Raw genomic sequence first — 14,355 nt, forward strand, 5'->3', positions numbered from 1 at the left:
GATGACACGCAAACGTTCACGCCATGTCGCGCTGGTCCTGGCTGGAACCGCCACTCTGGCCCTGGCAGGCTGCAAGGACGACCGGGTCGAAGCCCAGGCCTTCCCCGATCTCGACAGTTGCATCGCCGCAAGCCAGGAAAACGGCCTCTGGTTCACCGAAGACGATTGCCGCAAGAATTTCGCGGCGGCGCAGAAGGATTTCGTCGAAACCGCCCCGCGTTACGCATCGAAGGAGCTTTGCGAACAGGAACACGGCGCGGGGAATTGCGGCGACGATCCGGCAGCTCAGCAGTCGGGCGGGGGCTTTTCCTTCATGCCCCTTCTGATGGGCTACATGATGGGCTCGATGATGTCGCGCGGGGGCGGGATCTTTTCCCAGCCCATGGTCCGAAGCGCGAATGGCAGCTACACCACGCCGCGGGGCGAGCAGAGTTTTGCGAACAATTCCGGCAAGGGAAAGGTGTCCCCCCAGACGTTCCAGAGGGCGCCGACAACCCTCGGCAAACCGCCGATGACAGCCGCGCAGGTCAACCAGCGGGGCGGATTCGGCGCGAGCTCGACAGCGCGTCCCGCCGCCGGTGGCAGCCGGTCGATGGGCGGCTAAGCCGCAATGATCGCGACCGCTAACGCTAACGGCCGATCTTGAACCTGCGGCTGGAAAAGCGCAGTCTGCCGCCAAATTCTTTTCTTTCCCAAGGACAGCCCCATGACGCCCGAGATCCAGTCGCAGAAAAGCCGCGCCCTTTGCGAACTTGCCCCCGTCATTCCGGTTCTGGTCGTGTCCGATGCTTCGCGGGCCGAGGGATTGGCGAGTGCACTTGTCGCCGGCGGGCTTCCGGTGCTTGAAGTGACCCTCCGCACCCCGGCAGCGCTCGACGTGATCCGGGAAATGTCCAAGGTCGCGGGGGGGCATGTCGGCGCTGGCACCGTGCTTAGCCCCGATGACGCGAAGCGGGCAAAGGATGCGGGCGCAAGTTTCGCAGTAGCGCCCGGCGCAACGGACCGGCTGGTTCATGCCTGCGAGGAGATTGGTCTGCCACTTCTGCCTGGCGCCGTCACGGCGTCCGAGGTGATGCGGGCAATGGAATACGGCTATTCGATGCTGAAATTCTTTCCGGCCGAGGCCGCTGGCGGCGCGAAATCGCTCAAGGCGCTTGCGGGGCCCCTGCCCCAGGTCAGCTTCTGCCCGACGGGTGGCGTGACGCCCACCAATGCGGCAGACTATCTTGCCCTGCCCAATGTCATCTGCGTGGGTGGTAGCTGGATCTCGCCAGATGCGGATGTGGCCGCCGGCAACTGGCAAGCGATCGAACAGCGCGCGCGGGAGGCCGCATCCCTTCGATGACGGACGTGGCGGAGGTCATGCAGCACCGTCGCGCCTGGCGCAATATCGTCGTTCTTATCGTCGCGCAGGCTACGCTCGGTGCGCAGCTTTCGATGATCTTCATCGTCGGTGGCCTGACCGGCCAGATGCTGAGCCCGAACCCCTGCATCGCGACGCTACCATTGTCGATGCTCGTTCTTGGCTCTGCCCTTTCGGCACGACCGCTGGCGGGTTTCATGGCCCGCCATGGCAGACGTGCAGGGTTTCTGCTTGCCTGCGCCATTTCTGCACTTGGCGCCGGGCTTGCCGCCTGGTCGATGATTTCGGGCAATTTCTGGCTGTTCACGCTAAGCGGTCTGTTCACCGGCGCCTACATGGCCGCGCAGGGCTTCTTCCGATTTGCCGCAACGGATTGCGCTCCTCCCGAGATGCAATCGCGCGCAATCTCATGGGTGCTGGCGGGTGGGCTTGTGGCGGCCTTCACCGGCCCTGCGCTGGTGCGCATGACTGCCGAACTGACCGCAGTGCCCTTTCTTGCCACCTATGCCACGATCGTCGGATTGAACCTGCTTGCGCCGATCATTTTCGCCTTTCTCGACATCCCGAAGCCCGCTTCGCGGGCGCATGATTCTCCGCGCGGGCGCAGTTTCGGCGAGTTGAGCCGCGATCCGCAAATCCTCGTCGCAGTAATATGTGCGATGGTGTCCTACGCGCTGATGAATCTGGTGATGACCTCGGCCCCGCTCGCGATCGTGGGTTGCGGCTTTCACACTTCTGACGCTGCAAACATCGTGTCGGGCCATGTGCTTGCCATGTTCGCCCCTTCATTCTTCACCGGACACTTGATCGCACGGTTCGGGGCCTCACGGATCGTCATGCTGGGTCTGGTGATCCTTGCGGGTGCGGGGGCAGTCGCTCTGTCGGGCGTCGAACTCACGCATTTCTATGCCACGATGATCCTCCTCGGGCTTGGCTGGAACTTCGGCTTCATCGGCGCGACCTCGATGCTGACCCGCGCCTATCGCCCCGAAGAACGGGAACGCGTCCAGGGCCTGAACGATGCTGCCGTGTTTGGCGGCGTGTTCCTTGCCTCGCTTTCGTCGGGTGGGCTCATGAACTGCATGGGCGGTTCCGCGCAAACCGGCTGGAGCGCCGTGAACCTTGCCATGTTGCCCTTCCTCGTTCTCGCCGGCGGGGCGCTGCTGTGGCTGATGCTGCGCCCCCGAAGGCTGGCCAACTGAGCCATCCTTCGGTCAGCGGATCAGAACAGCGACTTCTGTCCGCCGCTCGGAGAGTCTTTCCGGGTCGAGGATCGCGAAGGCGGGCCTTCCGGCCGCGCGCCAATTCTGCCATCCGCGAACTCGATTTCGAATCGCGGCGTTTGCTGGGCCTCCTGCGCGGTGGTGACAAGCCCGCCGGAGGCATGGACGACCGCAAACCCGCGGCGCAATGTCTCGGTATAGCCCAGGGTCTGACGCAGTCGGTCGATACGTTCCAGCAAGTCGCGACGCGGCGCGAGGATACGCGCCCGGGCCGCGTCGAGACGGCGTGCAAGCACAGCCACCGCCACCCGGTCGCGCTGGGTGTTGCGCGCGGCGTCGGCAAGCATCCGCGTCCGGGCGCGGACCAGACGCGCGCCCAGTTCCTCGAACCGATCGCGACGGCGCGCGACATCGCGAACAAGGACTAGCGGCAGGCGGCGGGACTGCTCATCCAGGCGTTCGCGGCGGTTGCGCATATTACCGCGCAAGGAAGACAGCGAAAGCGGCAACGCATTCAGACGCTCACGCCGCATCCGTACGAAGCCGCGCAGGGCAGGTTCGAGCCGCTCGCCAATCAGGTCGAAGCGCTGGCGCGCGGGTGCTGTCAGAGCCTGTGGGCGCCCTAGTGCCCGGGCCAGATCCGTCAGTCGCTGGCGCTGGCGTTGATGCTGCGACTGACTCGCGCGGATCATGCGCGCAGCACTTTCATTCAAGCGCGCCGCCAGTTCTGCCCGAACGGGAACCGCGATCTCGGCAGCGGCGGTCGGGGTCGGTGCACGCCGGTCCGAGGCAAAATCAATAAGCGTGGTATCCGTCTCGTGACCCACGGCCGAGATCAGGGGAATCCGGCTTGCCGCCGCAGCGCGCACCACGGATTCTTCGTTGAAGCCCCAAAGATCCTCGAGGCTGCCCCCGCCACGCGCCACGATGATCAGGTCAGGGCGCGGAATAACCCCTGCCGGATCAAGCGCGTTGAACCCCTGGATCGCGGCCGTGACCTGAGGCGCGCAAGCCTCGCCCTGTACCGCGACGGGCCAGATCACCACGCGGGTCGGAAAGCGATCACGCAGCCTGTGCAGGATGTCGCGGATCACGGCGCCCGAGGGAGAGGTGACAACCCCGATCACCCGAGGTAAATAAGGCAGCGCCCGCTTGCGGGTTTCGTCGAAAAGCCCTTCGGCGGCCAGTGCCTTGCGGCGTTTTTCCAGCATCATCATCAGCGCGCCTGCACCGGCGGGCTCGATTTCGTCGACAATCAGCTGGTATTTCGACTGGCCCGGAAAGGTGGTGAGGCGGCCGGTGGCGATGACCTCGATCCCCTCTTCCGGGCGTGTCGCGAGCCGCGCCGCCTGCCCTTTCCAGGTCACTGCCGCGATCACGGAACGATCGTCCTTGAGATCGAAATAGAGATGCCCCGAACCTGGGCGCGACACGCGACCGATCTCGCCGCGCACGCGAACACGGCCGAACTCCCCTTCGAGAACGCGTTTGACCGCCCCCGAAATCTCGGAAACCGTATATTCATGCGCATTGTTGCCCGCGGGCTCGTCTTCGAACAGTTCCATGCCATCGGTTCTGGCCCGCCCTGCCGACGGGTTCAAGGGAAGTTTCGGATTGATCCCGAGCAGGCCAGTTTCTATGAGGCGCCTGTAACCAGCAAAGGGGCCTGCGCATGAATATCCTGATCCTCGGCAGTGGCGGACGCGAACATGCGCTGGCTTGGGCAATTCGGCAAAACCCGAAATGCGACCGGCTGTTCGTTGCGCCGGGCAACGCGGGGATGGAGCCCCTGGCAGAGCTGGCCGATCTTGACATCCTGTCGGGCAGCGCCGTGATCGGCTTCTGCGAGGAAAATGCGATCGACCTCGTTGTGATCGGACCAGAAGCGCCGCTTGCCGCGGGCGTGGCAGATGACCTGCGTGCGGCGGGTATCCTCGCCTTTGGACCTTCGGCCGCCGCAGCACGGCTTGAAGCCTCGAAAAGCTTCACCAAGGAAATCTGCGATGCCTGCGCCGCACCCACGGCTGCCTGGGCGCGCTTTGATGCCGCTGAGCCAGCGCGTTCCTATATTGCCGAAAAGGGTGCCCCCATCGTGGTCAAGGCCGATGGTCTCGCGGCCGGCAAGGGCGTGACCGTTGCCATGACCGAAGCCGAGGCGATCGCCGCGATCGACGACGCGTTTGGTGGAGCCTTTGGCGATGCAGGTGCCGAAGTCGTCATCGAGGAGTTCATGTCGGGCGAGGAAGCCAGCTTCTTCATCCTCTGCGATGGCAAGGACTGCCTGCCCATCGGCACGGCTCAGGACCACAAGCGGGTGGGCGACGGCGATACTGGCCCGAATACCGGGGGGATGGGCGCTTATTCCCCTGCCCCGATTCTCTCGCAGGAAATTCAGGACGCGGTCATGGCCGAGATTGTCCGCCCGACAGTGGTCGAAATGGCGCGGCGCGGCACGCCCTTCCAGGGGATACTATATGCCGGTCTGATGATCGAGAACGGCCGCGCGCGGCTGGTGGAATACAATGTCCGCTTCGGCGACCCTGAATGCCAGGTGCTGATGATGCGCCTGGGCGCTCAGGCGCTTGACCTCATCCTTGCCTGCGCCGAAGGGCGTCTGGCAGAAACTGCCGTGACCTGGGCCGATGACCACGCGCTGACGGTTGTCATGGCCGCCAAGGGCTATCCCGGCAGCTACGAGAAGGGCAGCGAAATAGCCAATCTCGAGACCGTGGCCGAAGATTCCGCTCATATGGTTTTCCACGCCGGAACCACGCGCAAGGACGGCAGGATCGTCGCAAACGGCGGTCGGGTCCTTGCGGCAACCGGCCGGGGCGCGACACTGGCCGAAGCCCACGCCCGCGCATATGAACTCGCCGACGGGATCGAATGGTCGGGCGGCTTCTACAGGCGCGACATAGGCTGGCGCGCCCTTTGAGCCCGCGCAGAGACGGGCTTTCATCCATGGTTTTCCCAGGACGGGCGGCGCATCGTTGCGCCGTCTTTTCGCTTGGCGCGACAGAAAATTGCTGACCAAGCGTGATTTCGGTCTTTTCAAGTCCTTCCAGCCGGCCTTATAGTCCGCGCCATGACTCGGACGCGACACATCGCCACTGCTCGGGACGCGCAAATCGGCGCGCGTTTCTCCGTGAGCCTCCGCGGTCTCCTCCTTCTTACGCTGCGCTGAGCGGGTCTCCGGGCCGCCGCTCAGTTTGGTTCGCGCCCGGACCTGAACAGCGAAAGAAGGATTCCCCGACATGACCGACAAGAACCGAGTTGTGATCTTTGACACCACACTGCGCGACGGCGAGCAATCGCCCGGCGCAACCATGACCCATGCCGAAAAGCTGGAAATCGCCCAGATGCTGGACGAGATGGGTGTCGACATCATCGAGGCCGGCTTCCCGATTGCCTCGGAAGGCGACTTCGCTGCGGTCAGCGAGATCGCCAAACAGGCAAAGAACGCCGTGATCTGCGGCCTGGCACGCGCCCAGCTGCCCGATATCGACCGCTGCTGGGAGGCCGTGAAGCACGCCCGCCAGCCGCGCATCCATACCTTCATCGGCACATCGCCGCTGCATCGCGCCATTCCCAATCTGGATATGGACCAGATGGCTGAGCGCATCCACCAGACCGTGACGCACGCACGCAACCTGTGCGATAACGTGCAATGGTCGCCGATGGACGCGACCCGGACCGAGCATGACTACCTGTGCCGCGTGGTCGAGATCGCGATCAAGGCCGGCGCCACGACGATCAACATCCCCGATACCGTGGGCTATACCGCACCGCGCGAATCCGCCGCTCTGATCCAGATGCTGCTGGAACGCGTGCCGGGCGCGGATGACATCATCTTCGCCACGCATTGCCATAACGATCTGGGCATGGCGACCGCGAACAGCCTTGCAGCCGTTGAAGCAGGCGCGCGCCAGATCGAATGCACGATCAACGGCCTGGGCGAGCGCGCGGGCAACACCGCGCTGGAAGAGGTCGTCATGGCCCTGAAGGTGCGCCATGACATCATGCCCTATGACACCGGCATCGACACGACCAAGATCATGGGCATCTCGCGCCGCGTGAGCCAGGTCTCGGGCTTTGCGGTCCAATTCAACAAAGCGATCGTGGGAAAGAACGCCTTCCTGCACGAATCCGGCATCCATCAGGATGGCGTGCTGAAGAATGTCGAAACTTTCGAGATCATGCGCCCCGCCGATATCGGCCTGAACGAGGCCAATATCGTTCTGGGTAAGCATTCGGGCCGCGCGGCACTGCGCTCAAAGCTGCATGATCTGGGCTACGAGGTGGGCGACAACCAACTGAAGGATGTCTTCGTGCGCTTCAAGGCGCTCGCGGACCGCAAGAAGGAAGTCTATGACGACGATCTCGTCGCGCTGATGCAGGACAGTGCCGCCAATACCGAAAACGACTATCTGCAGGTGAAGCACCTGCGCGTGGTCTGCGGCAGCGACGGGCAATCGGCTGACCTCACCATGATCGTCGGCGGCGAGGAAAAGACCGTCCATGCGACGGGCGACGGACCTGTTGATGCCTGCTTCAACGCCGTGAAGGCGATCTGGCCGCATCAGGCCGTGCTGCAACTCTATCAGGTCCATGCGGTCACCGAGGGCACGGACGCACAGGCGACCGTCAGCGTCCGCATGGAGGAAGAGGGCCGCATCGCCACCGGCCAGGCCGCCGATACCGACACGATCCTGGCGAGCGTCAAGGCCTATGTCGGCGCGCTGAACCGCCTCAAGGTCCGCCGCGAGATGGTGGGCGAAGGCGCCGACGCGAAACAGGTCAGCATGTATTCGCATTAGGCGATTCCGTAACGGGTTTCGAACAGGGCGGCCCGATGGGTCGCCCTTTGTCGGTCGAGGGCGTCCGCAAAGTTCCGCGCATAGTCAGAAACGTCTGGATTGAGTCAGCCGGTTCGATAAGTTACGGCACAATGTTGCTGCGGCGGCCTTGTCACGATCGAAGTTTCGGCCATCGCGTCATCTGGCAGACAGCTACGAAATTCCGGGTTTTCCCGGATGGAATGCCAGCCTATATGGAGCCATTCCACGGCGGGGCGACTCGTCGCGGCAATGGGACAATGGCCGTCGGCAAAACGACGGCAAAGCGGCCGTCATGGCAGGGACGGCAGAAGGGATATTCACATGGCCTTTGGCGGGTTGTTTTCCACCGACATCGCGATCGACCTCGGCACCGCGAACACGCTGGTCTATGTCAAGGGCAAGGGGATCATCCTGAATGAGCCCTCAGTCGTCGCCTATCACGTCAAGGATGGCAAGAAGCAGGTCCTGGCCGTTGGCGAGGATGCCAAGCTGATGCTCGGCCGTACGCCCGGCAGCATCGAGGCGATCCGCCCGATGCGCGAAGGCGTCATCGCGGATTTCGACAGCGCCGAGGAAATGATCAAGCACTTTATCAAGAAGGTGTTTCGTCGCACGACCTTCTCGAAGCCGAAGATCATCGTCTGCGTCCCGCATGGCGCGACCCCGGTCGAGAAACGCGCGATCCGCCAGTCGGTGCTTTCGGCCGGCGCGCGCAAGGCCGGCCTGATCGCCGAGCCGATCGCCGCGGCCATCGGCGCGGGCATGCCGATCACCGAACCCACCGGCAGCATGGTCGTCGATATCGGCGGCGGCACCACGGAAGTGGCGGTCCTGTCGCTCGGCGACGTGGTCTATGCGCGTTCGGTTCGCATCGGCGGCGACCGCATGGATGACGCGCTGATCAACTACCTGCGCCGCAACCACAACCTGCTGATCGGCGAATCGACCGCCGAGCGCGTCAAGACCCAGATCGGCACCGCCCGCATGCCCGATGACGGCCGTGGCGCGACCATCATGGTGCGTGGCCGCGACCTGCTGAACGGGATCCCCAAGGAAATGGAGATCACCCAGGCCATGGTCGCCGAGGCGCTGGCCGAACCGGTGCAGCAGATCTGCGAGGCCGTCATGGTCGCGCTGGAAGCCACGCCTCCGGACCTGGCCGCCGACATCGTCGATCGCGGCGTCATGCTGACCGGCGGCGGCGCGATGCTGGGCGATCTGGACCTTGCACTGCGCGAGCAGACCGGGCTCTCGATCACGCTGGCGGATCAGCCGATGAGCTGCGTGGCGCTCGGCACCGGCAAGGCGCTGGAATTCGAGAAGCAGCTGCGCCACGTCATCGATTACGACAGCTGATCGGGACAGGCTGTGGCACGCAAGGGCCCAGATTACGCGGCTCCGGTCCGGCGCATCCTCGTTTCGCTTTTGGTCATCGCCCTGCTCGGCATCTTCCTTTTCTGGCAGATCGACAGCCCCCGGGCCGAGCGGTTGCGCGCGATTGTCATCGACAGGTTCGTGCCTGGCTTTGAATGGGTCATGGCCCCGGTGACACGGCTGAGCCGCATGGTCGCCGGCTTCGAATCCTATTCGCGCCTATACGAGCAGAACCAGGAACTGCGCCGCGAGCTGCAGAAGATGTCGGCCTGGAAAGAGGCTGCCGTCCAGCTTGAACAGGAAAACGCCAAGCTTCTGTCGCAGAACAGCGTCAGGATCGATCCCGCGCTGACCTCGGTTTCGGGCGTGGTGCTGACCGATAGCGGCACTGCATTCCGGCAATCCGTCCTGCTCAATGTGGGAGCGCGCGATGGCATCCTGGATGGCTGGGCGACGATGGACGGGCTTGGCCTTGTGGGCCGGATCTCGGGTGTGGGCGAAAGCACGAGCCGCGTGATGCTGCTTACCGATCCGTCCAGCAGGATCCCTGTCACCATCCAGCCGTCAGGCCAGCATGCATTGCTCAGTGGGGACAACACCTCATTTCCGGCGCTCGACTTCATCGAAAGTCCTGAAAACCTGCGCCCAGGGGATCGCGTCGTGAGTTCCGGCGATGGAGGCGTATTTCCGCCCGGGCTTCTGGTCGGGCAGGTCGCGCAGGCAAGCGATGGCAGGTTGAGGGTCAGGCTTGCGGCGGATTACGGGCGGCTTGAATTCCTGCGCGTTCTTCGAAGCCATCCTTCGGAACGACTGGCCGATACGGGGCTGCTTATCCCGCCGCCTCCGGCGGAGTTCATCGGACCGCCGCTGCCACCAACTATTGATATCGACCCCGCTGTAGCCGCACAACGCGCCGTCAACGCGGCCGAGGACGGAGCCGAGGCCGGAAATGATTGAAACGGCCCGGCGCAAGCGGCTTGCCGGGCGCGGTCTCTTTATCGTGCTTTTCCTCGCGATCCTGTTCCTGCGCCTGATGCCGCTCAATCCCGGGCAGGTGGTCTGGCCTGGGCCGGACATCTCGCTTTGCCTCACCCTTGCCTGGGTGCTTCGACGCCCCGACCATGCGCCCGTCCTGATCATCGCCCTGCTCTTCCTGATCGAGGACATCATGCTGTTCAGGCCGCTGGGTCTCTGGACGGCGATCGTCGTGATGGGCAGCGAGGCCGCACGTTCGCGCGAGTTGCGTTGGCGCGAGCTGCCGTTCATGGTTGAATGGTTGCGGGTGGCCATGCTGATGGCGATGCTGATGCTGGGATACCGGATCGTGCTTGCGGTCTTTTTCCTGCCGATGCCTCCGCTGGGTCAGGTGATCCTGCAATTCATCGCCACGACGGCCGCCTATCCGATCGTCGTCGGACTGCTGCGCTGGCCCCTTGGCCTGCGACGCGGACTGTCGGAAGCTGACACGAGGTATCGCTGAACCATGCGCAAGTCGCAAAAGGAAATTGCCGAAAGCAGCCGCCTGATTTCGCGTCGGGTGCTTTTGCTTGGCGTCATCCAGGCCGCGGTGATCAGTACGCTTGGGCTCAAGCTGCGCTCGATGCAGCTCGAACATGCCGAAGAATACCGGATGCTGTCCGACGGCAACTCGATCAAGATCCGACTTCTGCCGCCTGCGCGCGGCCTTATCCTTGATCGAAACGGCACCATCATCGCGGGAAATGAACAGAACTATCGCGTGACACTGACGCGCGAGGATGCGGGCGACGTCTCGGCCGTAGTGGCGCGGATGCGCCGGATCATTCCGATGAGCGACAGGCAGGCCGCCGAACTTCTGGCCGAGATCCGGCGTCGCAGTGCGGTAACACCTGTTATGGTGGCCGACCGCCTGACATGGCAGGAATTCTCGTCGATCGCGCTCAACGCCCCGGCGCTGCCCGGCGTCACGCCCGAATCCGGGCTTTCCCGCAGCTATCCGCGCGCGGGTGATTTTGCCCATGTCCTTGGATATGTCGGCCCGGTTTCCGATTACGACCTGTCGAAGATCGACAATCCCGACCCGGTGCTTCGCTTGCCCGAATTCCAGCTTGGCAAGGTCGGGATGGAAGCCAAGCTCGAGGAAGAGCTGCGCGGCAAAGCCGGCAACCGCCGCGTCGAGGTCAACAGCGCCGGGCGCGAGATGCGTGAACTTTCCCGTCAGGAAGGTCAGCAAGGCGCGACGGTCCAGACCACGCTCGACGCCCGGCTTCAGAATTTCACCGCGCAGCGGCTGGGGACGGAAAGTGCCGCCGCTGTGGTCATCGACGTGACCAACGGCGATATCGTGGCGATATCATCCTCGCCGGTCTTCGACCCAAACAAGTTCGTTCGCGGCATCAGTTCAAGTGATTACAAGGACCTGATGCAGCACGATCACCGCCCGCTGGCAGACAAGACGGTTCAGGGCGCCTACCCTCCCGGATCGACCTTCAAGATGGTCACGTTGCTTGCCGGGCTTGAATCGGGCGTTATCAACCCTGGCTCAAGGTTCTTCTGCCCAGGCTTCACCCAGCTCGCCGGCCGGCGTTTTCACTGCTGGCGGCGTGGCGGACACGGCACAGTCGATGCGATACGCAGCCTCGAGCAATCCTGCGACGTCTATTACTATGAACTGGCGCAGAAGGTGGGGATCGACCGGATCGCGGCGATGGCGCGTCGCCTGGGCATCGGGGTGCGTCACGACCTGCCGATGTCGGCCATCACCGAGGGCATTGCGCCGGACCGCGCCTGGAAGATGGAGCGCTACCAGCAGGAATGGCAGGTAGGGGATTCCCTTAACGCCTCGATCGGACAAGGTTATGTCCTTGCCTCGCCGCTGCAGCTTGCGGTGATGACGGCCCGCGTCGCGACAGGCAAGGCGGTCATCCCGCGCCTGGTTCGCGCCGTTGACGGGGTCGTCCAGCAGGTGCCCGAATTCGAGGATCTGGGGATCAATCCGCTGAACCTGCGGACTGCCCGGGGTGGGATGGACGCGGTGATGAATGGCACCCACGGCACCGCGCGCCGGGCGCGTATCGTCGCGCCGGAATGGCAGATGGCGGGCAAGACCGGGACCAGCCAGGTTCGCAACATCACGGCCGCCGAACGTGCGCGGGGCGTCATCTCGAACGAGCAACTTCCGTGGAATCGGAGGGACCACGCGCTTTTCGTCTGTTTCGCGCCCTATGACATGCCGCGCTATGCCGTTTCGGTCGTGGTGGAACACGGCGGCGGCGGTTCGGCGGTCGCGGCTCCGATCGCGCGCGACATCCTGCTTTTCGCGCTGGCCGGAGGGCTGCCCCCGCTTTCCGCCTATCCGGACGGCGAACGTGCGAAGGTCGAGGAAATGTGGTCCAAGATGAACCTGATGCCTCCCCTTGCCCCTTCTACGGCTCGCGCCAAGGCCTGACATGAGCTATCTCGATTACACGGTCGAACGCGTCCCGACCGGCTGGCGCAAGATCCTTTACCTGAACTGGCCTCTTGTCTTCCTGGTCACGGCGGTCAGCTGCATCGGCTTCCTGATGCTCTATTCCGTCTCGGGCGGGGATATCGACCGCTGGGCGATGCCGCAGATGGAGCGTTTCGCAGCCGGCATGGCGATCATGTTCGCGCTCGCCTTCGTTCCGATCTGGTTCTGGCGATCAATCGCGGTCGTGGCCTATGTGATCTGTGTCCTGCTTCTGGTGGCGGTGGAACTCATGGGCCATATCGGCATGGGGGCCCAGCGTTGGTTGATCCTTGGCCCGATCCGCATCCAGCCCTCGGAATTGACAAAGATCGCCTTCGTGATGACGCTGGCCGCCTATTACGACTGGCTGCCGATCGAAAAGGTCTCTCGCCCGATATGGGTGCTGATCCCGGTTCTGCTGATCCTGACGCCCACGGCCCTGGTGTTGATGCAGCCAGATCTCGGTACCTCGGTCATGCTGATCGCGGGTGGCGGCATCGTGATGTTCGCGGCCGGGGTCAGCCTTTGGTATTTCGGAGCGGTCATCGCGATTGTCGTCGGACTGGTCACGGCGGTCATGGAAAGTCGTGGAACCGACTGGCAGCTCCTGCACGAGTACCAGTTCAAGCGTATCGACACCTTCCTCGACCCGGGTTCCGACCCGCTGGGGGCGGGCTATAATGTCATGCAGGCGCAGATCGCCCTGGGCTCCGGCGGCTGGTCAGGGCGCGGCTTCATGCAGGGCACGCAATCTCGGCTGAATTTCTTGCCCGAAAAGCACACCGACTTCATCTTCACTTCGCTTGCCGAAGAGTTCGGCTTTGTCGGAGCGGGCACGCTACTGATGCTTTACGTTCTCATTCTGGGTTTCTGCCTGCATTCGGCGCTGACGAACAAGGACAGGTTCGCAAGCCTGTTGACGATCGGCATCGCCGGGACATTCTTCCTTTATTTTTCAATCAACATGGCCACGGTGATGGGAATGCTGCCTGCCAAGGGATCTCCTTTGCCACTGGTCAGTTACGGGGGAACATCGCTCATGATTCTGCTGATGGGTTTCGGCATCCTGCAATCCGCACATGTTCACAGGCCGCGCTGATGCGGGTTCTGTTCGCGGCCCCCACCCGGCTGTGGGATGAATGGGCCCCCGCGCTGCAAGCCGCCTGCCCCGAGATCGAGCTTTGCCGCGACGGCGCTCCGGAAAGCTTCGACGCGCTCATCTATGCGCCCGGCTACCCCGAGGATGGCAGCACGCTTGATTTCAGCCCCTTCGTGAATGCCCGCCTGGTGCAGAGCCTTTGGGCCGGGGTCGAACGCATCGTTACGAACGAGACATTGACGCAGCCGTTGTGCCGCATGGTCGATCCCGGACTGGCCATCGGCATGACGGAATACTGCCTCGGCTGGGCGATGCGTGCCCATCTGGGCATGGACAGCCAGTTGCAGGACGGCGTCTGGCGGAACGAACTGGTCCCGCCCCTGGCCTCGGAACGCGGGATCACGGTTCTGGGCATGGGCGAACTGGGGCGATCGGTCGCCGGCACGCTTGCACGGCTGGGCTTCCGCGTCACCGGTTGGTCGCAATCCGGTCGCCCCGTGGAGGGCATCGAGGTGCTTCCCGGCGATCGTCTGGGCGACGCGCTCTCCCGTGCCGAGATCCTGATTTGCCTTCTGCCGGACACCGCTGAGACGCGCGGCCTTATGAACGCAAGGACCCTTTCCTTGCTGCCCGAAGGTGCGACCCTGATCAATGCCGGACGCGGGACGCTGATCGACGAAGGCGCGTTGATCGAAGCGCTGGAGGCAGGCAGACCCGGCCATGCCGTGCTGGATGTCTTCCAGATCGAGCCGCTGCCGGCGGACCATCCGTTTTGGTCCCATGCTCGCGTCACGGTGACATCGCATATCGCCGCAGATACCCGCCCGACCACGGCTGCGACAGTCGCGGCAGAAAACCTGCGACGCGCGATGCGGGACGAGCCGCTCTTGCACCGCGTCGACCGGGCACGTGGATACTGACACACACAACCGGCGACGCATGGCTTGCCTCGTTGGGAATCCAAATCAATAATGCGTTTTCAGAGCTTA

The 14,355-nt window shown here is 63.7% G+C and carries 12 protein-coding genes; 11 read left to right on the plus strand and 1 reads right to left on the minus strand.

Annotated elements, in window-relative coordinates; genetic code table 11:
• The first annotated feature begins 1 nt into the window (after position 1).
• From RGQ15_RS12230 to RGQ15_RS12240, 3 genes are all read left to right on the plus strand, one after another.
• Complete coding sequence (locus RGQ15_RS12230) at positions 2 to 604, plus strand: DUF1190 domain-containing protein (RefSeq protein WP_311160524.1); 603 nt, start codon at positions 2 to 4, stop codon at positions 602 to 604.
• A 102-nt stretch (positions 605 to 706) separates the two neighbouring features.
• Complete coding sequence (gene eda / locus RGQ15_RS12235) at positions 707 to 1,345, plus strand: bifunctional 4-hydroxy-2-oxoglutarate aldolase/2-dehydro-3-deoxy-phosphogluconate aldolase (protein WP_311160525.1); 639 nt, start codon at positions 707 to 709, stop codon at positions 1,343 to 1,345.
• Positions 1,342 to 2,565 carry an MFS transporter gene (locus RGQ15_RS12240; RefSeq protein WP_311160526.1) on the plus strand — a complete coding sequence of 408 codons (1,224 nt, stop codon included), beginning with the start codon at positions 1,342 to 1,344 and terminating at the stop codon, positions 2,563 to 2,565. Before eda ends, RGQ15_RS12240 begins: the two co-directional genes overlap by 4 nt.
• 20 nt (positions 2,566 to 2,585) lie before the next feature.
• On the opposite strand, the gene xseA is transcribed toward RGQ15_RS12240, so the two are convergent.
• Positions 2,586 to 4,151: an exodeoxyribonuclease VII large subunit gene (gene xseA, locus RGQ15_RS12245; protein ID WP_311160527.1), complete on the minus strand. Its 1,566-nt coding sequence runs from the start codon at positions 4,149 to 4,151 to the stop codon at positions 2,586 to 2,588.
• Between the two features lie 107 nt (positions 4,152 to 4,258).
• Between xseA and purD the strand changes: the two genes are divergently transcribed.
• The 8 genes from purD (at position 4,259) to RGQ15_RS12285 (ending at position 14,286) form a co-directional block, all read left to right on the plus strand.
• Complete coding sequence (purD, locus tag RGQ15_RS12250) at positions 4,259 to 5,521, plus strand: phosphoribosylamine--glycine ligase (protein ID WP_311160528.1); 1,263 nt, start codon at positions 4,259 to 4,261, stop codon at positions 5,519 to 5,521.
• A gap of 319 nt (positions 5,522 to 5,840) precedes the next feature.
• Entirely contained in the window at positions 5,841 to 7,403 is a 1,563-nt protein-coding gene (locus RGQ15_RS12255; RefSeq protein ID WP_311160529.1) for a 2-isopropylmalate synthase, read from the plus strand.
• A gap of 342 nt (positions 7,404 to 7,745) precedes the next feature.
• Positions 7,746 to 8,780 (plus strand): rod shape-determining protein, encoded by a 1,035-nt coding sequence (locus tag RGQ15_RS12260; RefSeq protein WP_134679321.1) that lies wholly within the window; start codon positions 7,746 to 7,748, stop codon positions 8,778 to 8,780.
• A gap of 12 nt (positions 8,781 to 8,792) precedes the next feature.
• Complete coding sequence (gene mreC / locus RGQ15_RS12265) at positions 8,793 to 9,755, plus strand: rod shape-determining protein MreC (protein ID WP_311160530.1); 963 nt, start codon at positions 8,793 to 8,795, stop codon at positions 9,753 to 9,755.
• Positions 9,748 to 10,278 (plus strand): rod shape-determining protein MreD, encoded by a 531-nt coding sequence (locus RGQ15_RS12270; RefSeq protein ID WP_311160532.1) that lies wholly within the window; start codon positions 9,748 to 9,750, stop codon positions 10,276 to 10,278. Before mreC ends, RGQ15_RS12270 begins: the two co-directional genes overlap by 8 nt.
• A gap of 3 nt (positions 10,279 to 10,281) precedes the next feature.
• Positions 10,282 to 12,225, plus strand: a complete 1,944-nt coding sequence (gene mrdA, locus RGQ15_RS12275) for a penicillin-binding protein 2 (protein ID WP_311160534.1) — start codon at positions 10,282 to 10,284, stop codon at positions 12,223 to 12,225.
• Between the two features lies 1 nt (position 12,226).
• Positions 12,227 to 13,366, plus strand: a complete 1,140-nt coding sequence (gene rodA, locus RGQ15_RS12280; RefSeq protein WP_311160536.1) for a rod shape-determining protein RodA — start codon at positions 12,227 to 12,229, stop codon at positions 13,364 to 13,366.
• Entirely contained in the window at positions 13,366 to 14,286 is a 921-nt protein-coding gene (locus RGQ15_RS12285) for a 2-hydroxyacid dehydrogenase (RefSeq protein WP_311160537.1), read from the plus strand. Before rodA ends, RGQ15_RS12285 begins: the two co-directional genes overlap by 1 nt.
• Positions 14,287 to 14,355: the final 69 nt, after the last annotated feature.

Source organism: Paracoccus sp. MBLB3053 (assembly GCF_031822435.1).
Lineage (GTDB): Bacteria > Pseudomonadota > Alphaproteobacteria > Rhodobacterales > Rhodobacteraceae > Paracoccus > Paracoccus aurantius.

Excerpts from the sequence above, each read along its gene's own strand:
- RGQ15_RS12230 (WP_311160524.1), top strand. The coding sequence starts at position 2 with ATGACACGCAAACGTTCACGCCATGTCGCGCTGGTCCTGGCTGGAACC.
- eda (WP_311160525.1), top strand. The coding sequence starts at position 707 with ATGACGCCCGAGATCCAGTCGCAGAAAAGCCGCGCCCTTTGCGAACTT.
- RGQ15_RS12240 (WP_311160526.1), top strand. The coding sequence starts at position 1,342 with ATGACGGACGTGGCGGAGGTCATGCAGCACCGTCGCGCCTGGCGCAAT.
- xseA (WP_311160527.1), bottom strand. The coding sequence starts at position 4,151 with ATGGAACTGTTCGAAGACGAGCCCGCGGGCAACAATGCGCATGAATAT.
- purD (WP_311160528.1), top strand. The coding sequence starts at position 4,259 with ATGAATATCCTGATCCTCGGCAGTGGCGGACGCGAACATGCGCTGGCT.
- RGQ15_RS12255 (WP_311160529.1), top strand. The coding sequence starts at position 5,841 with ATGACCGACAAGAACCGAGTTGTGATCTTTGACACCACACTGCGCGAC.
- RGQ15_RS12260 (WP_134679321.1), top strand. The coding sequence starts at position 7,746 with ATGGCCTTTGGCGGGTTGTTTTCCACCGACATCGCGATCGACCTCGGC.
- RGQ15_RS12270 (WP_311160532.1), top strand. The coding sequence starts at position 9,748 with ATGATTGAAACGGCCCGGCGCAAGCGGCTTGCCGGGCGCGGTCTCTTT.
- mrdA (WP_311160534.1), top strand. The coding sequence starts at position 10,282 with ATGCGCAAGTCGCAAAAGGAAATTGCCGAAAGCAGCCGCCTGATTTCG.
- rodA (WP_311160536.1), top strand. The coding sequence starts at position 12,227 with ATGAGCTATCTCGATTACACGGTCGAACGCGTCCCGACCGGCTGGCGC.
- RGQ15_RS12285 (WP_311160537.1), top strand. The coding sequence starts at position 13,366 with ATGCGGGTTCTGTTCGCGGCCCCCACCCGGCTGTGGGATGAATGGGCC.